Genomic DNA, 20,807 nt, shown 5'->3' with positions numbered 1-20,807 from the left:
GGAATGAGCATAATCCCTATAAAATATATCTGCAACAGATTTAGTTGCAGAATATGCACGTTCCCGTTTGATGGAGCGATAGTCGCAGTAGATTCGACCACGTTGTAGGTCGGAGCCGCCCATCAGGATTCCTGACAACTGTTTATCTATCCAGTATTGGGTGTTGCCGTGGAAGGGTGCGATTTGCTCTGTGCCGAGCTTGAGACGACACGCCGAGACTTGAGGAAGGCCCACCAGAACATCGCCGGGCTGATCGTCATGTACCGGGAAACTCCACTGAGCTTGCTGCCCTGAAGGTTGAGAACGAACGACTGAAGTGGACGCTGAGTGACATGCATAGCCGGGAACTGTGAACAGGGAAAGACACAACTGGGATATGCATATGGTGACTACTCGCCCAAGGACAAGACCTAGACCTAGGTCAATCAAGTGACGTGATGGCAGGTAGCTACTGCTCCGGGTAAGCTCACCACATCAACTATAGAGAGCGGGAACATGGCACAAGAACTAGACCGAGCGGACCACCTCGGTACATTGCAAATCGAGGCCGCTAGCAAACTGGACTACTTCACCCTCGGGGTAGCCCTAGCGATCTGTGCATATCTCGCTCAAACGAATCCTTACGCTCCACTGGGAGTCAACAAGGAAACGTTCCTTCTGCTAAGCCTGATAGTGTTCACGGCAAGTGTTATCTGCGGCTATTTGCGTTTGGAATTCAAGGTCAAAGAAATGCTGGCTTACACAAGGGTTCACGAAGCAGCAACTGTTGCTGACCGATACGAACCAATGCAGGACACTTTCCGATACCACACGTGGGGCAACTGGACATACAGGCTAAGGAACGCCCTACTGCTGCTGGGGATGATCTGCTACGTAATCACAAAGGTGGGGGCGAGCTACCAGAACAACGGATGGATACCAGTCCAGTAGGCCACAACACCCGGTGACATCACCTGATCACAACTCAAGAGAATCATCATGAAAGCAGGGATAGCAGTAGCGTTTGCACTACTTAGTGCATTAGCTCCACCATGCAATGCAGCAACAGGACCTCAGCTCATAAACGATGGCCGCACACTTCTATCTGCCTGCAAATCATTTCTCGACACAGCAGGCGGGAAGCCCAGCGACGCGGACAACTTCTTTTTCTTTGAAATGGGACAATGCATCGGGGTAGTCGGTGGCGTGAAAGCAACCATGCAAAGCCTTAACGGATCGCTTGAGGAAGACATGAGAACATGTTTCCCAGAGGCTCAAATGAAGATCGGGCAGAATGTACGAACCGTGGTTGACTACTTGAAAGCACACCCAGATGTACTTGCCCTCGACAGCAGCATGCTAACGATGATCGCCTTACATTCGGCATACCCCTGCAAGGAATGACTAAGACCGCTTTCCACAGGATTTCTTTTTCGCCGCCGAAAAAGGGGTGCAACTCTTCGGACGATCTAGTTTCGCTGACTGGAAATAATGATGGGGCTCACCCGGCATGACGTACTGCATCCAGCGAAGACGGGCACTGTCCACACCGGGCGAGCGGGACAGATTGTAGGTTGCTACTCCCTGGCTGGCAAAGGATTGACGGCAACGTAGAACGTGCCGTGAAACCTTGGCGTGCATCCCTCACTCTGAGATTAACGCGGCCACATCATCAGCGAATTGTTGTTGTAGCAGAGACGTCGGATTGGCATTTCCCCACTCTAAGAATGCGCTACCCATCGCTGATGACTTAGCGATATAGGTGAATGTACGCTGCGATGCGGGATCAGTAACAGGGTAGAGGCTAAGACGAAGTGATATACGGTCTGGAATCCCCGACCAACCCGTGGCTCGATCCTCATATTCAATGATTTGCGAGTCCAACATGAATTGGCAACCTGCGACTTGTGCTTTCGCCGGGTCATCGATAACAAACGCACTGCGGCCAGACTTTTCGACTCCTAATCGCACCTTCTCTGCAATTAACTTTCCGGCTCCGACGTAGACATGTTGCTGAAATGACGGATCGTTGGGGGTTGTGATGCAGACAGGTGTCTGATCCACGACTAAATTAGTGGCGCCTGATACTTTGGTAGATTCCGCATCGGGGATAGAAATACAGCCCGTCAAAAGCAATGGGAAGAGATAGAGGGTTCTTAACAAAGTCACGATGAGCATCCAAGCGTCGGTGGACCGCAGGTTTAGCATGATGTCATTTTGATGGTCAACGGCGAGCGCCAGGAGAATTGCTGAACTCCGCGTTTAACTCATGATTGCCTTAGCCGCAGAATCGCGTCAGTGATCCCCTGGGCGTTCAAATCCAGCGTTTCCATCGAAGTCATAGCGTTAGCGGCAACATCCCCCACACCATTCTCTGAGAGCCACTTAGTAACCTCTTCAATCGCAGCTGCCAATGCGTGCTGGTTATGCAAAAGCAGTGTGAGAGCGTCCGCTGTTGCGATGTTGGTTTCTGAATTACTCGGCATGGATATCGATCCTGAGTGATGGAGTAGGAAGCTTAGATTACCCGCCGCCGGTTTGAGCTACATTCCCAGTTCGCCGACACCTGGGTAATTTCACTCGTTTGACCCTTCATTTGCATCGGACTTGACCAGCATCCTTAGCAACAATGACCGGCAGCGAACGGCCAATAGCTGACGCACGTGGCGGCAGCTATTGACACCGGCACAAGATCGACCCAAGCCGTCACGCTGTAGGACAGACAGTGCTTGGACTGTTGCCGCTGACCGAAAACTGACCCAGTAAAGGCTGTTCTGCCGACTGAAAACTGACCCAGGTGTTCAACTGCTTCTGCTCGCTTTCCGAGCAGGAGAACACAGGGTGATCAGCATGGAAATGTTGGGGAAAATTCGGCGGATGTACTTTCGCGACAAGCTGTCGCTGCATCAGATAGCCAAGCGTACCGGGCTGTCGAGAAACACCATCCGAAAATGGGTCAGAGCGCCCGAAGCAACTCAGCCGGCGTACCAGCGGTGCGCAGCCTTCAACAAACTCAGTCCATTTCACCAGACGCTGGAGCAGGCGCTCAAGGCCGATTCGTTTCGGGCAAAGCACAACCGCAGGAGCGCCAAAGCGCTCCTTGAGCTGATCAAGGCCGAGGGTTACGACGGCGGCTACAGCCAGCTCACCGCCTTCATTCGCTCGTGGCGCGGTGAGCAAGGCAAATCCTTACGTGCCTTTGTACCGTTGACGTTCGCACTCGGTGAGGCTTTTCAATTCGACTGGAGCGAAGAAGGTCTGCTGATTGGCGGCCTGTTCCGACGCATCCAGGTCTCCCACATGAAGCTGTGCGCCAGTCGCGCATTTTGGTTGGTTGCGTATCCCAGCCAAGGCCACGAGATGTTGTTCGATGCCCATACCCGCTCGTTTGGCGCGTTAGGTGGGGTGCCGCGTCGCGGCATCTACGACAACATGAAGACCGCTGTCGACAAGGTCAACAAGGGCAAGGGCCGCACGGTCAATGCCCGGTTTGCCGTGATGTGCGCGCACTACCTGTTCGACCCGGACTTCTGCAACGTGGCCTCCGGCTGGGAAAAAGGTATCGTTGAAAAGAACGTCCAAGACAGCCGACGGCGCATCTGGCTCGATGCTCAAAACTGCATGTTCCACACCTTCGAGGAACTGAATGCTTGGCTCGGCCAACGCTGCCGTGCGCTCTGGGACGAGCTGGTGCACCCGCAGTACAACGGGCTGACAGTGGCGGACGTCCTGGAGCTGGAACGCGCTGAATTGATGCCGATGCCGACCGCCTTTGATGGTTACGTCGAGCGCACCGTGCGGGTCTCCAGCACCTGCCTGATCAGCGTGGCGCGAAATCGCTACTCGGTGCCGTGTGAGCGGGTCGGCCAGTGGGTCAGCAGCCGTCTGTATCCTTCGCGGATTGTAGTCATCGCCGATGAAACGACGATTGCCAGTCACAAGCGCCTCTTTGATCGAGACCAGGTCAGCTTCGACTGGCAGCACTACATCCCGCTCATCGAACGCAAGCCCGGAGCGCTGCGCAATGGCGCTCCGTTTGCTGATCTGCCGAAGCCGTTGCAACTGCTAAAACGCGGTCTGAGGCGTCACACCAACGGTGATCGAATCATGACGCAGGTACTGGCGGCTGTTCCCATCGCCGGGCTCGATGCCGTGTTGGTGGCTGTGGAGTTGGTACTTGAATCAGGCAGCTTGAGCGCTGACCACATCCTGAATGTCCTGGCTCGACTGACATCGACAGCAGCCCCTCCGTCCGCCGAAACCAGCCTTCAACTCAAGATAGCGCCTGTCGCCAATACGGCACGCTACGACCGGCTCCGTACCACCGATGAGGAGACTCGCAATGCGTGATCTTATGGCGGAACTCAAAGAACTGCGTCTGCATGGCATGGCCAGCGCCTGGGAAGAACTGGCTTCCCAAGGAGAGGCCTCAACGACCTCGTCGAAATGGCTGCTCGAACATCTGCTTCAACAAGAACATGCAGATCGTGCCGTACGGTCTGTGAATCATCAGATGCACATGGCCAAACTCCCCATGCATCGTGATTTGGCCGGCTTCGACTTCAGCGCTTCCAGCGCTGACGCCCGCCTGGTCAGGGATCTGTCCAACCTGGAGTTCACCGATACCGCGCAAAATGTCGTGTTCATCGGCGGGCCTGGAACAGGCAAAACACACCTCGCCACCGCCTTGGCCGTGTCCGGGATCACGACGCATCACAAACGCGTGCGCTTCTACTCCACGGTGGATCTGGTCAATTTACTGGAGCGCGAAAAGTACGACGGCAAGGCAGGCCGAATCGCTCAAGGGCTGCTTCGCACAGACCTGGTGATACTCGATGAACTGGGGTATTTGCCCTTCAGCCAGAGCGGTGGTGCCCTGTTATTTCACTTGCTGTCCAAGCTGTACGAGCACACCAGCGTGGTCATCACGACCAACCTCAGCTTCTCGGAATGGTCGAGCGTGTTTGGCGACGCCAAGATGACCACGGCGTTGCTAGATCGGCTGACACACCACTGCCACATCGTCGAAACGGGCAACGAGTCCTACCGCCTGCAACACAGCAGCTTGGTCGCCCAGACGAAGATCAAATCACGTGAACGAAAGCGCAAGGACGATGATGGTGCCGAGGACGATGAGCCGTTTTGATCTGCACCAAGATACCCTGCCGCATGCCTGCATGCGGTGGGGCTTGATGCCTCGTCCACTGGGACACGACTGCTAAGCTTATCCACAATTGCTGATGCAAAAATCAGCAATCCGCCCTGGGTCAAATTTCAATCGGCAGGGTGGGTCAGTTTTCAATCAGCGCCGACAGGTTTTGGGGTCAAAACCGGTTTTTTCGCCAAGTTCAGCCTGAGTAAGCCCCGCGACCTTGCGGTAACGCCGGATGGCTGGACCCAAACTTGAAATTTGCATCGCTCAATTCCCATTTATAATCAAGAACTTAACGATAGATTTTTGCATTAGACAACCGCATGACTCATCACCTTGCTTTGCAAAATGTGATGCATTTCGTAGAATCGCCGACCCAAAGGGGTATTCGGTGATCTGTTTTCGGAAGTTTGGTTGATATGGAAGAGCCCGCATTGCGCTCCCTCGAAGCGTGTGCGGAGCGCTGAATTTGTCCTGAAGCCTTGCAAAATGTTACCGAAATCGTTGTTGCTGCCCTTTGTCAGGGGCTTTGAGCCTAGTTGATCTTCGGCTGCCAATGGGTCATCAATCGCTGTATAGGGAGTGAACACGTGGCTCTGCTCAGTACGATTCAAAACATCTCTTCCGGGCATTGTGCGCTGGTCGAGCGGTACCACCGCTAGCGACAGTGAGCCTCTCTCATGGATGAGAAATACCGCAGGGCAGTGGATGCCGCCGCGATTTTTTCCGAGACCGATCTGACCGGCCGGATTACCTACGTCAATGATCAGTTTTGCGCCGTGTCCGGCTATAGCCGCGATGAACTGCTTGGGCAGAACCATCGCCTGCTCAACTCCGGACTGCACTCCGCTGATTTCTTTGCCGGGATGTGGGGCACCATCGCATTGGGCAATGTCTGGAAGGGCGAGATCTGCAATCGCGCCAAGGATGGCCGTCTGTATTGGGTCGAAAGCACCCTGGTGCCGGTGCTGGATGACGTCACCGGGCGGATTCACCGTTACCTGGCGATTCGTTTCGACATCAGCGAAAAGCGCCAACTGCTGCATTCCTTGCAATGGCGGGTCGGCCATGACGTGCTGACCGGACTGCCCAACCGCGCGTTTCTCTCGGATTTGCTGGATCAGGCGCTAGCCTTCTCCCGGCAGGAAAACATTCCGCTGGCGGTGTGCATGCTCGACCTCGACGGCTTTAAAGCGGTCAACGACGGCTACGGGCATGCCAGCGGCGATCTGCTGCTGGTGGAGGTGGCCAGGCGCTTGCGTGACATCGTTCGTGGCGAGGATGTGGTGGCGCGGCTGGCCGGTGACGAGTTCGTGTTGGTGTTGCGTTATGTGCATGATGTGCCGGAGTTGCGCGCGGCACTGAACCGTGTGCTGGGGGCGGTTTCCGCACCGTACGCGCTGCAGGGCAAAGCCCTGAATGTCTATGCCAGCATCGGCGTCACACTGTTTCCCCACGACAACGAAGATGCCGAAACCTTGCTGCGTCACGCCGATCAGGCTATGTACGTGGCCAAGCAGAGCGGGCGCAATCGTTTTCATTTGTTCGATGTGTTCCGGGATCAAGAGGTCAAGGCCACTCACCAGACCGTCGAACGGGTACGCCAGGCGCTGGCCGCCGGTGAGTTGCGCCTGTATTTCAAGCCCAAGGTCAATATGCGTCACGGTTTTGTCGTCGGCTTCGAGGCGCTATTACGCTGGGAACATCCACAAAAAGGTACGGTGCCGGCCCGGGAGTATCTGCCGTTGGTGGAAGAAACGGATCTGATCATCGATATCGGTGAATGGGTGATGGATCAGGTGTTGTCGCAGTTGGACCGTTGGCAGCAAGCGGGGCAGGGCTGGCCGATCAGCGTCAACATTGCCGCCCGGCATTTTCAGCGGACGGATTTCGTCGACCGCCTCAGGCAGGTGCTCGCCCGGCATGCCCGGGTCGCGCCACAGATGCTCGACCTGGAAATCGTCGAGTCGGTGGCCATCGAAAACATCCAGCATGTCAGCGCCTGTCTGCAGGCCTGTCAGGAACTCGGGGTGCAGTTTTCATTGGGCGACTTTGGCACCGGTTATTCGTCGTTGAGTTACCTCAAGCGTTTGCGTACCCAGACCATCAAGATCGACAAGTCGTTTATCCGCGACATTCTGCATGATCACGATGACCTGGCCCTGACCACGGCGGTCATTGGCCTGGCCCGGGCGTTTGGCCGGCAGGTAATCGCCGAGGGGCTGGAAAGCATCGAGCACGGTGAGCTGCTGTTGCAACTGGGGTGCGACGTTGCCCAGGGCTATTTCATCGCCCAACCGATGCCGGCGGCGGAGGTGCCGGGCTGGGTCGAAGGGTTTGTTGCGCCGCTGCAATGGCGGGTGCTCGATCAAACAGCCTGAGGCTCGTCCTGTCAGTCTTGTGAAGATCAAATGTGGGAGCGGGCTTGCTCCCACAGGTTCAGGGTTTGCCGACATAAAGCCGGATGATGTCATCAATTTCCCCGGACATTTTCATCCTCAGCAGGGTGCGCAGAATTCGCTGCGCCGGCACTTTCGGATCGTTGCGCACATAGCAGCCGACTCTTTGCTCCTGCAGCACCGCCACGCCTTGCAATTGCCGGTCAGGCAGCAAGCGTTGATTGAACCAGTCCAGTGTCCACTGATTGCTCATGGCATAGCGGTAGCGTCCGGCCATGAGTTTTTCCAGTACCTGTTCCTGATTGCGCGCGTCTTCGCGAATCAGGCGGTCAGCGTCGAACAGTGGTTGCAGGGCCGGGTAGCTGTAACCGAGCACCGTACCGATGGTTTGTCGCGGCAAGTCTGCCGGGGTAATCGCGATCTCCGGTTGTTGCCGGCTGATCAGCACGTCGGGCTGAGTCCATAGCGGAATGCTCCAGAGGTAGTCCTCGGGATTCGGCAGCCACGACTGCGCGGCATAGCAGCGAACATCGACCTCGCCGTGTTCCATCGCACCTTGCACCCGCGCCCGGGGCAGCACGTGAAATTCGATCGGAACGCCGACCTGGGTGGCGAGGCTGACCATCATGTCATGCAGGATGCCCTGGGTCGGCCGGCCGCGTTCCAGTTGCACCATCGGCATCGCCCAACTGTCGGGCACCACGAAGCGTAATGGCGCTTCGGCGGCCGCGACGCTCAGACTCATCAACAGCAGTGCCCCCAAGGCCAGCCGCATAAACACTCCAATAAATCCCCCCCAAAATGCAGCTTAGCCAGATTAGACGAGCGCGCCGGATGCAATTTTGGCCTTGCTCCGCTAGCATTAGCCGCTTGTGTTCCTTCGTGGCGACGGTTTTCGATGAGTTATCAGGTTCTTGCACGTAAATGGCGTCCGCGCTCGTTCCGCGAAATGGTCGGCCAGACCCATGTGCTCAAGGCTCTGATCAATGCCTTGGACAGCCAGCGGCTGCACCACGCCTACCTGTTTACCGGGACGCGCGGGGTCGGCAAGACCACCATCGCGCGGATCATCGCCAAATGCCTGAACTGTGAAACAGGTATCACTTCTACGCCCTGTGGCGAGTGCTCGGTGTGCCGTGAGATCGATGAAGGCCGCTTCGTCGACCTGATCGAGATCGACGCCGCGAGCCGGACCAAGGTCGAGGACACCCGCGAGCTGCTCGACAACGTGCAATACGCCCCGAGCCGCGGGCGCTTCAAGGTCTACCTGATCGACGAAGTGCACATGCTCTCCAGCCACTCCTTCAATGCGCTGCTGAAAACACTCGAAGAGCCGCCGCCCTACGTCAAGTTCATCCTGGCGACCACCGATCCGCAGAAACTTCCTGCAACTATTCTGTCGCGGTGCCTGCAGTTCTCCCTGAAAAACATGACCCCGGAACGTGTGGTCGAGCATTTGACCCACGTGCTGGGCGTCGAGAACGTGCCGTTCGAAGACGACGCACTGTGGCTGCTGGGCCGCGCCGCCGACGGTTCGATGCGTGACGCCATGAGCCTGACCGACCAGGCCATTGCCTTCGGTGAAGGCAAGGTCATGGCCGCCGACGTGCGGGCGATGCTCGGGACGCTCGATCACGGTCAGGTTTATGACGTTCTGCATGCGCTGATCGAAGGCGACGCCAAGGCGTTGCTCGAAGCCGTCCGTCATCTGGCCGAACAAGGCCCGGACTGGAACGGCGTGCTCTCGGAAATTCTTAACGTGCTGCACCGTGTCGCCATTGCCCAGGCCTTGCCTGAAGGTGTCGACAACGGCCACGGTGACCGTGACCGGGTGCTTGCGCTGGCTCAGGCCTTGCCGGCCGAAGACGTGCAGTTCTACTACCAGATGGGTCTGATCGGTCGCCGCGATTTGCCGCTGGCGCCGGACCCGCGTGGTGGTTTTGAAATGGTCCTGCTGCGGATGCTGGCGTTCCGGCCCGCAGACGCCGAAGACGCACCGAGGCAACCGCTAAAGTCAGTGGGGATCAGCCAGGCCACAGTTGATTCCGCAAACTCCGTGGCTGCCGCGCCGGTAGTCGCTTCGGCAGTTGCACCGGTTGCTGCGGTTGTTGCTCCGGTTCCCGCGCCAGCGCCAGAACCGGTCGCGCCCGTTGTCGTGCCTGACCCGGTTGTCGTGCCCAAGCCAGTCGCGGTTGACGCCGTCGTCGATCTGCCATGGAACGACCCGGTAGAACCCGAAGTCGTCCAGCAGCCAGCCGTCGAGCCTGTGCTGGAAACTGCCGGCGAACAACCCGAGTTGCCGCCGATGCCGTTGCCGACGCCGGACAGCGTTGTGCCGGACGCGCCGGAGTGGGCCGCTGCGCCCATCCCCGAGCCGTCTGTGGCCGACGTCGATGCTGCCACGCCCGGCATTGACCTCGACGACGAGCCGCCGCTCGACGAGGATTACATCGAGCCGGACATGGATTCGGCTTATAGCTACCTCGACGAACTGGCCAGTGAACATGCCGCCGAGCCAGCGCCGGAGCCCGAGCCTGAACCGGCCGCCATGCCCGCCACCGGTCTGGCCCTGCAATGGCTGGAACTGTTCCCGAAACTGCCGGTTTCCGGCATGACCGGCAGCATCGCCGCCAACTGCACGCTGATCTCCGTGGAGGGCGACCATTGGCTGATGCACCTGGACCCGGCCCACAGCGCCTTGTTCAACGCGACCCAGCAGCGTCGTCTCAACGATGCGTTGAACCAGTTTCACGGGCGCACGCTGACCTTGAGCATGGAGCTGATCAAACCCGAGCAGGAAACCCCGGCCCAGGCCGCCTTCCGGCGCCGCGCAAACCGTCAGCGCGAGGCCGAGGAGTCGATCCACGGTGATCCGTTCATCCAGCAAATGATGCAGCAGTTCGGTGCGGTGGTCCGTAACGATACTATTGAACCTGTCGAAGCCCTGGTCAGTCAGGGCTAATAACTGAAGGCGTTCGGCCGAACGGGCCGGGCACTGTTTTTATCCAAGTACTTTGAGGTGATTCCCATGATGAAAGGTGGCATGGCCGGCCTGATGAAGCAGGCGCAGCAGATGCAGGAAAAAATGGCCAAGATGCAGGAAGAACTGGCCAACGCCGAAGTCACCGGTAAAGCCGGTGGCGATTTGGTCACCGTGGTGATGACCGGTCGTCACGACGTCAAGCGCGTGACCATCGACCCAAGCCTGGTCGAAGGTCTGAGCGAAGACGACAAGGAAATGCTGGAGGCTGTGTTCGCCGCCGCCGTCAACGACGCCGTGCGCAAGATCGAAGCCAACAGCCAGGACAAAATGTCCGGCATGACCGCTGGCATGCAGTTGCCACCGGGCATGAAACTGCCATTCTGATTCGCCAACGCGCGTCGGATGAGCTAAAAAATGCCAGGCATCTTGCCTGGCATTTTTGTTTTCGGCTGGTTTTGTTAATCCCTGTGGCGAGGGAGCTTGCTCCCGCCGGACTGCGCAGCAGTCCCTTTTTTTGGGGCCGCTTCGCGACCCAGCGGGAGCAAGCTCCCTCGCCACAATGAAAGCAGAAACATCGAACGCCCCACCGCCACAAAGGTCTGCTCCCCTATACCGCCGAATTCATCGATCAAAGGAGACGCTCTAATGCCTGAAGCAACGACCCTCAACCAACGAATCGTCCTGGCGTCCCGTCCGGTTGGCGCGCCGACGCCAGAAAATTTCCGCCTGGAAAGCGAAGCGCTGCCGGACCTGGCCGACGGTCAGGTATTGCTCAAGACCCTTTTTCTGTCACTGGACCCCTACATGCGCGGTCGCATGAGTGATGCCCCTTCCTACGCGGCGCCGGTGGAAATCGACGAGGTGATGACCGGTGGCGCTGTCAGCCGGGTCGAGCGTTCGCTGAATCCCAAGTTCCAGGAAGGTGATCTGGTCGTTGGCGCTACCGGGTGGCAGAGCCACAGCATCAGCGACGGTCGCAACATCATTCCGGTGCCGTCCGGGCTGCCGAGCCCGTCGATGGCGCTGGGCGTGCTCGGCATGCCCGGGATGACCGCCTACATGGGGTTGATGGACATCGGCCAGCCCAAATCCGGCGAAACCCTGGTGGTCGCTGCGGCGTCCGGTGCGGTGGGTTCGGTGGTCGGCCAGGTGGCGAAGATCAAGGGCCTGCGTGTGGTCGGTGTGGCGGGCGGCGCGGACAAGTGTCGTTATGTGGTGGATGAGTTGGGCTTCGATGCCTGCATCGATCACAAGAGCCCGAATTTCGCCGAAGAACTGGCGCTGGCCTGTCCAAAAGGTGTCGACATCTATTACGAGAACGTGGGGGGCAAAGTCTTCGATGCGGTACTGCCGCTGCTCAATCCCAAGGCGCGGATTCCTCTGTGCGGCCTGATCGCTACCTACAACGCCCACGAGGCACCCACCGGCCCGGATCGCCTGCCGCAATTGCAGCGCACGTTGCTGACCAAGCGTGTGCGGATTCAGGGCTTCATCGTGTTTGACGACTACGGTGACCGTCAGCCGGAGTTTGTCAGCGCCATGGCGCCGTGGGTGCGTGATGGCAAGGTGAAGTTCCGCGAAGACGTGGTCGAGGGTCTGGATAATGCACCCGAGGCGTTCATCGGTCTGCTGGAAGGACGCAACTTCGGCAAACTGGTGGTGCGGGTCGCACAGAACTGAATAATTGACGCTCATTCGAGGCGCGGGTATAAACCGCGTCTCGTTGTTTTGTCGGACGTTTCCCCATGAGCTTCAGCCCTTTGATTCGCCAACTGATCGATGCCCTGCGAATTTTGCCAGGTGTGGGTCAGAAAACTGCCCAGCGCATGGCATTGCAACTGCTCGAGCGTGATCGCAGCGGTGGCTCGCGCCTGGCGTCGGCGTTGAGCCAGGCCATGGAAGGGGTGGGTCACTGCCGGTTGTGCCGCACGCTGACCGAAGATGACCTGTGCCCGCAATGCGCCGATACCCGTCGCGACGACACCTTGCTTTGCGTGGTGGAAGGGCCGATGGATGTCTACGCGGTGGAGCAGACCGGTTTCCGTGGTCGCTACTTTGTGCTCAAGGGCCATCTGTCGCCGCTCGACGGGCTCGGTCCGGAAGCCATCGGAATTCCGCAGTTGCTGGCGCGGATCGAAGAGGCGGGCACGTTTACCGAAGTCATCCTCGCGACCAACCCGACGGTCGAAGGTGAAGCCACGGCGCACTACATCGCCCAGTTGCTCAGCAACAAAGGCCTGATCGCTTCGCGCATTGCCCATGGCGTGCCGTTGGGTGGCGAGCTGGAGCTGGTGGATGGCGGGACGTTGGCGCATTCGTTTGCCGGGCGTAAGCCGATCGTGCTGTAACCGCATCAAAGTCAAAAGATCGCAGCCTTCGGCGGCTCCTACAGAATTTTGTGTACACCCTGTAGGAGCTGCCGAAGGCTGCGATCTTTTTTGTCCTCCACCCATCTTCCTGTTGAAAACCAAGCAAGCGCTCGGTTAACTTCGCTGAACCCTTCAGTGGAGTTCGCCGATGCCTGCCTTTCAGGAATACTTCGACCCCAGCCACCAATTGGTCCGTGACAGCGTCAGACGTTTCGTCGAGCGTGAGATTCTTCCGGACATCGACCAGTGGGAAGAGGCCGAAAGCTTTCCCCGCGAGCTTTACCTCAAGGCCGGTGCGGCGGGGATTCTGGGGATCGGTTACCCCGAAGCCCTGGGTGGCAGTCACGAAGGTGACCTGTTCGCCAAAATCGCCGCCAGCGAAGAGTTGATGCGCTGCGGCTCCGGCGGGTTGGTGGCGGGGCTTGGCTCGTTGGACATCGGATTGCCGCCGATCCTCAAATGGGCCAGGCCCGACGTTCGAGATCGTATCGTGCCGTCCGTGCTGGCTGGCGAGAAGATCAGCGCCCTGGCGGTGACCGAGCCCAGCGGTGGCTCCGATGTGGCCAACCTGCAAACCCGAGCCGTACGCGACGGTGATGTTTACCGGGTCAGCGGCAGCAAAACCTTTATCACCAGCGGCGTGCGCGCGGATTACTACACCGTCGCGGTGCGTACCGGCGCGCCCGGATTTGGTGGCATCAGCCTGTTGCTGATCGAGAAGGGCACGCCGGGTTTCACCGTAGGCCGACAGTTGAAGAAAATGGGCTGGTGGGCGTCGGACACGGCCGAATTGTTCTTCGACGATTGCCGCGTGCCTGTCGGAAATCTGATCGGCGCCGAGGACATGGGCTTTGCTTGCATCATGGGCAACTTCCAGAGCGAACGCCTGGCCTTGGCGCTGATGGCCAACATGACTGCGCAACTGGCGTTGGAAGAAAGCCTGAAATGGGCGCGTCAGCGCGAGGCGTTCGGCAAACCGATCGGCAAGTTTCAGGTGCTTAAACACCGCCTCGCCGAAATGGCTACCGCGTTGGAGGTGTCACGGGAGTTCACCTACCGTCAGGCGGCGAAAATGGCGGCGGGGCAGAGTGTGATAAAGGAGATTTCCATGGCCAAGAATTTTGCGACGGACACGGCGGATCGGATTACCACGGATGCGGTGCAGATTCTGGGGGGCTTGGGGTATATGCGTGAAAGCCTGGTGGAGCGGCTTTATCGGGATAACCGGATTCTGTCGATCGGTGGGGGGACGCGGGAAGTGATGAACGAAATTATCAGCAAGCAGATGGGGCTCTGAGTTTCGCGGTGTTGCGGCTGACGCCTTTGCGAGCAAGCCCGCTCCCACAGTTAATTTCAGTCGTGCACAAATGTTATGTACACAGAAAATCCACTGTGGGAGCGGGCTTGCTCGCGAAGAGGCCGGTACAGGCGCCGCTTACTTATCAGTCAGGGCAAACTGCGTCAGACAGAAAGTAGGAATCCCCATATCTTCCAGCCGCTGCGACCCACCCAGTTCCGGCAAATCAATAATCGCCGCCGCTTCATGCACCCGCGCGCCCATGCGCCGAATCAGGTTCGCCGCCGCAATCAGCGTGCCGCCGGTAGCGATCAAGTCATCGAACATCACCACCGAGTCGCCTTCGCAAAGACTGTCGGCGTGCACTTCAAGGAAGGCTTCACCGTACTCGGTCGCATAGCCCTCGGCCAGCACGTCGGCCGGCAGTTTGCCTTGTTTGCGGAACAGCACCAGCGGCTTGTTCAACTGATAGGCCAGCACCGAACCAATCAGAAAGCCACGGGCATCCATGGCGCCGATGTGGGTGAAGTCGGCCTCGACGTAGCGGTGGGCAAAGCTGTCCATCACCAGGCGCAGGGCGGTGGGCGACTGGAACAACGGGGTGATGTCGCGAAAGATGACACCCGGTTTCGGGAAGTCGATCACAGGGCGGATCAGGGATTTGATGTCAAAGGAGTCGAAGACCATCGTCGAGGTGTCCTGGCAGGCTGCAAACGTCGCAGTATACCGACGGCTGAACCGTTTCGCTCAGCCGCGATCGTCGGAATATCAGCCTTCGATCGAGCCACCGGCCAGGGCGCAGAGCTGGATCGGGTCAAGGATGTGAATTTCCTTGCCTTCGGCGGCAATCAGCTCGTTCTGCTGGAAGCGCGTGAACACCCGCGACACGGTTTCCACTGCCAGGCCCAGGTAGTTGCCGATTTCGTTGCGCGACATGCTCAGGCGGAACTGATTGGCCGAGAAGCCGCGAGCGCGGAAACGCGCCGACAGGTTGACCAGGAACGTGGCGATGCGCTCGTCGGCGGTTTTTTTCGACAGCAACAACATCATCTGTTGATCGTCGCGAATCTCGCGGCTCATCACGCGCATCAGTTGACGGCGCAATTGCGGCAGTTGCAGCGCCAGTTCATCGAGGCGTTCGAACGGAATTTCACAGACCGAGGTGGTTTCCAGCGCCTGCGCCGACACCGGATGCTTTTCCGTGTCCATGCCCGACAGCCCGACCAGTTCGCTCGGTAAATGGAAGCCGGTGAGCTGTTCTTCACCGCCATCGCTCAGGCTGAACGTTTTCAGGGCGCCAGAGCGTACTGCATAAACGGAATCGAAAACGTCGCCCTGACGGAACAGGAACTCGCCCTTTTTCAAGGGGCGGCCACGTTTAACGATCTCGTCCAGCGCATCCATGTCTTCCAGATTCAGAGAAAGTGGCAAGCAGAGGGGCGCCAGGCTGCAATCCTTGCAATGGGCCTGGTTATGAGCGCGCAGTTTTACTGACTCGGACATTTCTTAAATCCTTGTGGGAAAACACACATAAGACGTAAGGGTAACCTACCTGAGGACATTCAGGCCAGCTTGCGGCGATTTTGATGCTACCTCAAATGATACGTGAAAAGCGCTGGCGATTTTGTTGCTGCAGGTACGCATCGAACACCATGCACACCGAACGCACCAGCAATCGTCCGGCGGACAGCACGGTGATCCGTTCATTGGTCAGTTCGATCAGCCCGTCCTCGGCCATGCCCTGCAATTGCGGCCACAATTCGCCGAAGTAACCGCGAAAGTCGATGTTGAAGGCCTGCTCGATCTCGGCGAATTCCACATTGAAACTGCAAATCAACTGCTGAATCACCGCCCGTCGTACGCGGTCATCGGCGTTGCACAGCAGACCGCGGTTGGTCGCCAGTTGCGTGGAGGCCAGGGCGTTCTGGTACTGGTTCAGATCGCTGCTGTTCTGGCAGTACAGGTCGCCGATCTGGCTGATGGCCGAGACGCCCAGCCCGATCAGATCACAATGGCCGTGGGTGGTGTAGCCCTGGAAATTGCGTTGCAGGGTCGATTCTTCCTGGGCAATGGCCAGTTCATCGTCGGGCAGGGCGAAGTGGTCCATGCCGATGTAGCGATAGCCAGCGGCGGTCAACTGTTCGATGGTGCGCTGGAGCATGTCCAGTTTCTGCGCCGGGGTCGGCAACTCGTCGCTGCTGATTCGCCGTTGCGGCATGAAGCGCTCCGGCAAGTGCGCGTAGTTGAACACCGACAACCGGTCCGGTTGCAGGTTGATCACTTCTTCGACGGTGCGGGCGAAATTGTCGGGTGTCTGTTTGGGCAAGCCATAGATCAGGTCGATGTTGATCGAGCGGAATTGCAACGTGCGTGCCGCGTCGATCACCGCACGGGTTTCTTCCAGACTTTGCAGGCGATTCACCGCCCGTTGTACGGCCGGGTCGAGGTCTTGCAGGCCGATGCTGACCCGGTTGAAGCCCAGTTCACGGAGCAGGCCCATGGTTGACCAGTCGGCTTCGCGCGGGTCGATCTCGATGCCGTAGTCGCCGCTGTCGTCATCCAGCAAGTTGAAGCTTTTGCGCAACTGGGCCATTAGCTGGCGCAATTCGTCATGGCTGAGAAAGGTCGGCGTGCCGCCGCCGAAGTGCAATTGCTCGACCTTCTGCGCTGGGTCGAGGTGGCAGGCGATCAGCTGGATTTCCTGCTCCAGGCGCTGCAGGTAGGGCAGGGCGCGGCCGCGATCCTTGGTGATGACTTTGTTGCAGGCGCAGTAGTAGCAAATGTTCGCGCAGAACGGTACGTGCACATACAGCGACAACGGGCGCAGGGCCTTACGGCTTTCCCGCAGCGCATGAAACAGGTCGAAGGTGCCGACATGACCGTCGAATTGCACGGCGGTCGGGTAGGAGGTGTAACGCGGTCCCGCCAGGTCATAACGGCGGATCAGATCGGTATCCCAACGAATGGCGTCGAGCATCATGCGGGCATTCCCCCGGATAGGCTGGCAGTGTCGGCAAGTCTATGGGGTGCGGCGTTGGGGCATCTTGATTTGCATCAACGGCGATGGGTGGCTGTGTTTGGTTTTTGTGGCGAGGGAGCTTGCTCCCGCTGGGGCGCGTAGCGGCCCTAAAAGATGGGACTGCTGCGCAGTCCAGCGGGAGCAAGCTCCCTCGCCACAGGATCAGTGCCCCATGAGCCAATGCTGATGCGGCCCCGGCAAGGTCCAGATGCCGAACAACATCACCAGCAGGCCACCCGTCATGCGCACGCTGCGTTTGCGCAACAGCGCCGTGACTCGCTCGGCGGCCAGCCCCGTGGCGAGCAACACCGGCCAGGTGCCGAGGCCGAACGCGAGCATCAGCAATGCACTGTCCAGCGCATTGCCCTGGCTCGCCGACCACAGCAGCGTGCTGTAAACCAGCCCGCACGGCAGCCAGCCCCAGAGCGCGCCCAGCAGCAATGCGCGGGGCAGGCTCGACACTGGCAGCAATTTGTTCGCCACCGGTTGGATGTGCCGCCACAAGCCGCGACCGAGGCTTTCGATGCGGGTGAGGCCGCTCCACCAACCGGCGAGATAAAGCCCCATGGCAATCAGCAGCAATCCGGCGAGGATGCGCATGAACATCGCCGCCGGGCTGTTCGCCACCGCCCAACCCGCCAGGCCGATCAGCAGGCCGGCAGCGGCGTAACTGAGAATTCGCCCGAAGTTGTAGGCCAGCAGCAATCGAAAGCGTCGGCTGCGTTGGTCCTTGGGAATGGCCAGGGTCAACGCGCCCATCAAGCCGCCGCACATGCCCAGGCAATGGCCGCCGCCGAGCAGGCCGAGGATCACCGCAGACACCAACAGTGGCGCCAACTCAAACATGCGGGGGCGCCTTGTCGTCCGGTTTGACCGGTTGGCCGCTGGCCTCATCGACCGCTGCGGTGTGATTCGGGTCCTGGTCGTCGAACAGGATGCTATGGGCCGGGCCGTCGAGGTCGTCGTACTGACCGCTGTCGACCGCCCAGAAGAAGATGTAGACCGCGATGGCCACGATCAGCAGCGCGGCCGGGATCATCACGTAAAGAGCTGGCATGGGAAGGCTCCATGCCCGCGCGGCTCAGGCCGGCAACGGGCGGGTTTCTGGCGTGGCGCTGGCGGCCGGCGTGCTCGGCAGGCGAGTCAGGCGCAGGGCGTTCAGCACCACGGTCAACGAACTGATCGACATGCCGACGGCGGCCCACACTGGCGTGATCCAGCCGAGGGCGGCGAACGGCAACATGAGGCCATTGTACAGCCCGGCCCACAGCAGGTTCTCGATGATTACCCTACGGGTACGCCGGGCGAGGCTGAAGGCTTGCACCAGCGCATCGAGACGGTTGGACAGCAATACGGCGTCGGCACTGGTTTTCGCCAGGTCGGTGGCCGAGCCCATGGCGACACTGATGTCGGCGGCGGCCAGCACCGGTACATCGTTGACCCCGTCACCGAGCATCAACACTTTGCGTCCTTCCTTGTGCAGCTGTTGCAAGACCTGCAGTTTGTCGTCCGGAAGCAAGCCGCCACGGGCCTCGTCGATGCCCAGTTCCGCTGCGACGCTGGCAACCATCGGCGAGGTGTCCCCGGACAGCAACAATGTGCGCCAGCCGCGCGCCTTGCAGGCTTCCAGTAATGCGGGTGCATCGGCGCGCAAACGGTCGTCGAGGACGAACCAGGCCAGCGGCCCCTGACGGTCGCCGAGCAACAGCCATTGCCCGGCCTCATCAGGCATCAGCGGTACGGCGGCGCCGCTGAGTTCACAGACAAAACCCGGCTGGCCGATGCGCAGGCGCTGTAAACCGACCATGCCTTCCAGGCCCAGTCCCGGCGTGCTGTGGACTTCTTCGGCGGCCAGTGGCGCGCGACCAAACGCGCGGGCGATCGGGTGTTCGGAACGGTTTTCGAGGGCGGCGGCGAGGCTCAGGCACTGATCGCTGTCGAGTGCGCCGAGGGGGCGGATCGAACGCAACGCCAGGCGCCCTTCGGTGAGCGTGCCGGTCTTGTCGAAGATCACCGTGTCGATCTGGTTCAGGCCTTCCAGCACATGACCGCGCGTTAGCAGCAGACCCAGCTTGTGCAACGTGCCCGTGGCGGCGGTGAGGGCGGTCGGCGTGGCGAGGGACAAGGCGCACGGGCAGGTCGCGACGAGCATCGCCAGGACAATCCAGAAGGCGCGCGATGAGTCCAGCTCCCACCAAAGCAGGCCAATGCAGGCGGATGCGATCAGCGTCAGTAGAAGAAACCACTGCGCGGCGCGGTCGGCGATTTCTGCGAGTCGCGGTTTTTCAGCCTGAGCGCGGTCGAGCAGGCGGACAATGGCGGACAGTCGGGTGTCCTGGCCGAGGGCGCGGACTTCCACGGTCAACGCGCCTTCGACGTTCAGGGTGCCGGCGGTGACCGCATCGCCGAGCGTTCGCGGTTGCGGCAGGTATTCGCCGGTCAACAAAGACTCGTCGATGCTCGATTGGCCGTCGAGGATCTTGCCGTCGGCCGGGAGGATCGCGCCGGGATGCACCAGCACATGATCGCCGACGCGCAGTTCGCTGAGCAGGATCCGCTCGCTCTGGCCATCGGCGCTCAGCCGCAGGCACGAGGCGGGCAGCAGATTGACGAGCTGTGCGGTGGCGGCGGCGGTGCGTTCCCGGGCGCGGCGCTCCAGATAGCGCCCGGCCAGCAGGAACAGCGCAAACATGCCGACGGCATCGAAATACAGTTCGCCGACCCCGGTGATCGAGGTCCAGATCCCGGCTATGTAAGCACCGCCAATCGCCAGCGACACCGAAACGTCCATGGTCAGGTGGCGGGTGCGTAAATCGCGCATCGCCCCTTTGAAGAACGGCGCACAGCTGTAGAACACGATCGGCGTGGTGAGAAACAGCGCGACCCAGCGCAGGATGGTGTGCAGCTCGGGACTGAGGTCGATGTTGAATTCCGGCCAGGTGGCCATGGTCGCCATCATCGCCTGGAACCACAGCAGCCCGGCGACCCCGAGTTGGCGCAGGGCCAAGCGGTTTTCGCTGGCCAGTTGTTCGCTGGCGCGGTCGGCCTGATAGGGGTGCGCGGCGTAACCGATGTGGCGCAACTCGCTGAGCACCTGGCTCAGGGGCAGTTGCGCATCAGCCCAACGCACATGCAGGCGATGGTTGGACAGGTTCAGGCGCGCTTCCGCCACCGCTGGCAATCCGCGCAGGTGTTTCTCGATCAGCCAGCCGCATGCTGCGCAGCTGATGCCTTCCATCAACAAAGTGGTTTCCGCGAGTTCGCCGTCGTGTCGGACGAAGGGCTTTTGCACGTCGGCGCGATCGTACAACGCCAGTTCATCCACCAACTGCACCGGCAACGCTTCGGGGTTGGCCGAGGCTTCGCTGCGATGCTGGTAATAGCTTTCCAGCCCACCGGCGACAATCGCTTCGGCCACGGCCTGACAACCCGGGCAGCAGAACTCGCGGGTTTCACCGAGGACGGCAGCGGTGAAGCGGCTGCCGGCCGGAACGGGCAGGGCGCAGTGGTAGCAGGGGGTTGGTGTGGTCATGAGGGAAGTCTATATCGTCAGGAAGGAGCTCATGCCTGTAGGAGCTGACGAGTGAAACGAGGCTGCGATCTTTTGAT

Annotated in this window: 19 protein-coding genes and 1 pseudogene; 10 read left to right on the top strand and 10 right to left on the bottom strand. The window is 59.6% G+C overall.

Annotation, left to right across the window (positions count from 1 at the left end):
• Nucleotides 1–495 precede the first annotated feature (495 nt).
• The gene (locus tag ACYZTL_RS06530) at nt 496–930 is read left to right on the top strand and encodes a hypothetical protein (RefSeq protein WP_461951084.1); all 435 of its coding nucleotides are present in this window, start codon (nt 496–498) and stop codon (nt 928–930) included.
• Nucleotides 931–978: 48 nt separating this feature from the next.
• Nucleotides 979–1,383 carry a Rap1a/Tai family immunity protein gene (locus tag ACYZTL_RS06525; RefSeq protein ID WP_461951083.1) on the top strand — a complete coding sequence of 135 codons (405 nt, stop codon included), beginning with the start codon at nt 979–981 and terminating at the stop codon, nt 1,381–1,383.
• Between the two features lie 240 nt (nt 1,384–1,623).
• Here the strand turns inward: ACYZTL_RS06525 and ACYZTL_RS06520 are convergent, their stop codons facing one another.
• Both ACYZTL_RS06520 and ACYZTL_RS06515 read right to left on the bottom strand, forming a co-directional pair.
• Nucleotides 1,624–2,157, bottom strand: coding sequence for a DUF4823 domain-containing protein (locus tag ACYZTL_RS06520; RefSeq protein WP_461951082.1), 534 nt, complete (start codon nt 2,155–2,157; stop codon nt 1,624–1,626).
• Nucleotides 2,158–2,246: 89 nt separating this feature from the next.
• Nucleotides 2,247–2,465 (bottom strand): hypothetical protein, encoded by a 219-nt coding sequence (locus tag ACYZTL_RS06515; protein WP_461951081.1) that lies wholly within the window; start codon nt 2,463–2,465, stop codon nt 2,247–2,249.
• 364 nt (nt 2,466–2,829) lie between these two features.
• Here ACYZTL_RS06515 and istA point away from each other — a divergent pair, with 364 nt between their 5' ends.
• Nucleotides 2,830–4,329 carry an IS21 family transposase gene (gene istA / locus ACYZTL_RS06510; RefSeq protein WP_461950425.1) on the top strand — a complete coding sequence of 500 codons (1,500 nt, stop codon included), beginning with the start codon at nt 2,830–2,832 and terminating at the stop codon, nt 4,327–4,329.
• Nucleotides 4,322–5,125: an IS21-like element helper ATPase IstB gene (gene istB, locus ACYZTL_RS06505; RefSeq protein ID WP_461950426.1), complete on the top strand. Its 804-nt coding sequence runs from the start codon at nt 4,322–4,324 to the stop codon at nt 5,123–5,125. Before istA ends, istB begins: the two co-directional genes overlap by 8 nt.
• Nucleotides 5,126–5,284: 159 nt before the next feature.
• Here istB and ACYZTL_RS06500 read toward each other — a convergent pair.
• Nucleotides 5,285–5,395: pseudogene (locus ACYZTL_RS06500) on the bottom strand (helix-turn-helix domain-containing protein); the annotation flags it as partial.
• A gap of 416 nt (nt 5,396–5,811) precedes the next feature.
• Between ACYZTL_RS06500 and ACYZTL_RS06495 the strand changes: the two are divergent.
• Nucleotides 5,812–7,512 (top strand): putative bifunctional diguanylate cyclase/phosphodiesterase, encoded by a 1,701-nt coding sequence (locus ACYZTL_RS06495; RefSeq protein ID WP_461951080.1) that lies wholly within the window; start codon nt 5,812–5,814, stop codon nt 7,510–7,512.
• A 58-nt stretch (nt 7,513–7,570) separates the two neighbouring features.
• On the opposite strand, the gene ACYZTL_RS06490 is transcribed toward ACYZTL_RS06495, so the two are convergent.
• Nucleotides 7,571–8,305 carry a substrate-binding periplasmic protein gene (locus ACYZTL_RS06490; protein ID WP_461951079.1) on the bottom strand — a complete coding sequence of 245 codons (735 nt, stop codon included), beginning with the start codon at nt 8,303–8,305 and terminating at the stop codon, nt 7,571–7,573.
• 123 nt (nt 8,306–8,428) lie between these two features.
• Between ACYZTL_RS06490 and dnaX the strand changes: the two genes are divergently transcribed.
• From dnaX to ACYZTL_RS06465, 5 genes are all read left to right on the top strand, one after another.
• Nucleotides 8,429–10,492 carry a DNA polymerase III subunit gamma/tau gene (gene dnaX / locus ACYZTL_RS06485; protein WP_461951078.1) on the top strand — a complete coding sequence of 688 codons (2,064 nt, stop codon included), beginning with the start codon at nt 8,429–8,431 and terminating at the stop codon, nt 10,490–10,492.
• 66 nt (nt 10,493–10,558) lie between these two features.
• Nucleotides 10,559–10,897 (top strand): YbaB/EbfC family nucleoid-associated protein, encoded by a 339-nt coding sequence (locus ACYZTL_RS06480; RefSeq protein ID WP_461951077.1) that lies wholly within the window; start codon nt 10,559–10,561, stop codon nt 10,895–10,897.
• Between the two features lie 261 nt (nt 10,898–11,158).
• Nucleotides 11,159–12,193, top strand: a complete 1,035-nt coding sequence (locus tag ACYZTL_RS06475; RefSeq protein WP_461951076.1) for an NADP-dependent oxidoreductase — start codon at nt 11,159–11,161, stop codon at nt 12,191–12,193.
• Between the two features lie 65 nt (nt 12,194–12,258).
• Nucleotides 12,259–12,861 carry a recombination mediator RecR gene (gene recR / locus ACYZTL_RS06470; protein WP_076030358.1) on the top strand — a complete coding sequence of 201 codons (603 nt, stop codon included), beginning with the start codon at nt 12,259–12,261 and terminating at the stop codon, nt 12,859–12,861.
• Between the two features lie 169 nt (nt 12,862–13,030).
• Nucleotides 13,031–14,179, top strand: coding sequence for an acyl-CoA dehydrogenase family protein (locus ACYZTL_RS06465; protein WP_461951075.1), 1,149 nt, complete (start codon nt 13,031–13,033; stop codon nt 14,177–14,179).
• A gap of 138 nt (nt 14,180–14,317) precedes the next feature.
• Here the strand turns inward: ACYZTL_RS06465 and ACYZTL_RS06460 are convergent, their stop codons facing one another.
• From ACYZTL_RS06460 to ACYZTL_RS06435, 6 genes are all read right to left on the bottom strand, one after another.
• Nucleotides 14,318–14,866: an adenine phosphoribosyltransferase gene (locus ACYZTL_RS06460; protein WP_027921719.1), complete on the bottom strand. Its 549-nt coding sequence runs from the start codon at nt 14,864–14,866 to the stop codon at nt 14,318–14,320.
• An 81-nt stretch (nt 14,867–14,947) separates the two neighbouring features.
• Nucleotides 14,948–15,682: a fumarate/nitrate reduction transcriptional regulator Fnr gene (gene fnr, locus ACYZTL_RS06455; RefSeq protein ID WP_461951074.1), complete on the bottom strand. Its 735-nt coding sequence runs from the start codon at nt 15,680–15,682 to the stop codon at nt 14,948–14,950.
• A gap of 91 nt (nt 15,683–15,773) precedes the next feature.
• Nucleotides 15,774–17,156 carry an oxygen-independent coproporphyrinogen III oxidase gene (gene hemN / locus ACYZTL_RS06450; protein WP_461954275.1) on the bottom strand — a complete coding sequence of 461 codons (1,383 nt, stop codon included), beginning with the start codon at nt 17,154–17,156 and terminating at the stop codon, nt 15,774–15,776.
• A 204-nt stretch (nt 17,157–17,360) separates the two neighbouring features.
• Entirely contained in the window at nt 17,361–18,044 is a 684-nt protein-coding gene (locus ACYZTL_RS06445) for a sulfite exporter TauE/SafE family protein (protein WP_461951073.1), read from the bottom strand.
• Nucleotides 18,037–18,255: a cbb3-type cytochrome oxidase assembly protein CcoS gene (ccoS, locus tag ACYZTL_RS06440; RefSeq protein WP_461951072.1), complete on the bottom strand. Its 219-nt coding sequence runs from the start codon at nt 18,253–18,255 to the stop codon at nt 18,037–18,039. Before ccoS ends, ACYZTL_RS06445 begins: the two co-directional genes overlap by 8 nt.
• A 24-nt stretch (nt 18,256–18,279) precedes the next feature.
• Nucleotides 18,280–20,730 (bottom strand): heavy metal translocating P-type ATPase, encoded by a 2,451-nt coding sequence (locus tag ACYZTL_RS06435; protein WP_461951071.1) that lies wholly within the window; start codon nt 20,728–20,730, stop codon nt 18,280–18,282.
• Nucleotides 20,731–20,807 lie beyond the last annotated feature (77 nt).

The organism is Pseudomonas sp. LB3P81, assembly GCF_054897965.1.
This window is presented reverse-complemented; position numbering and strand designations above follow the sequence as displayed.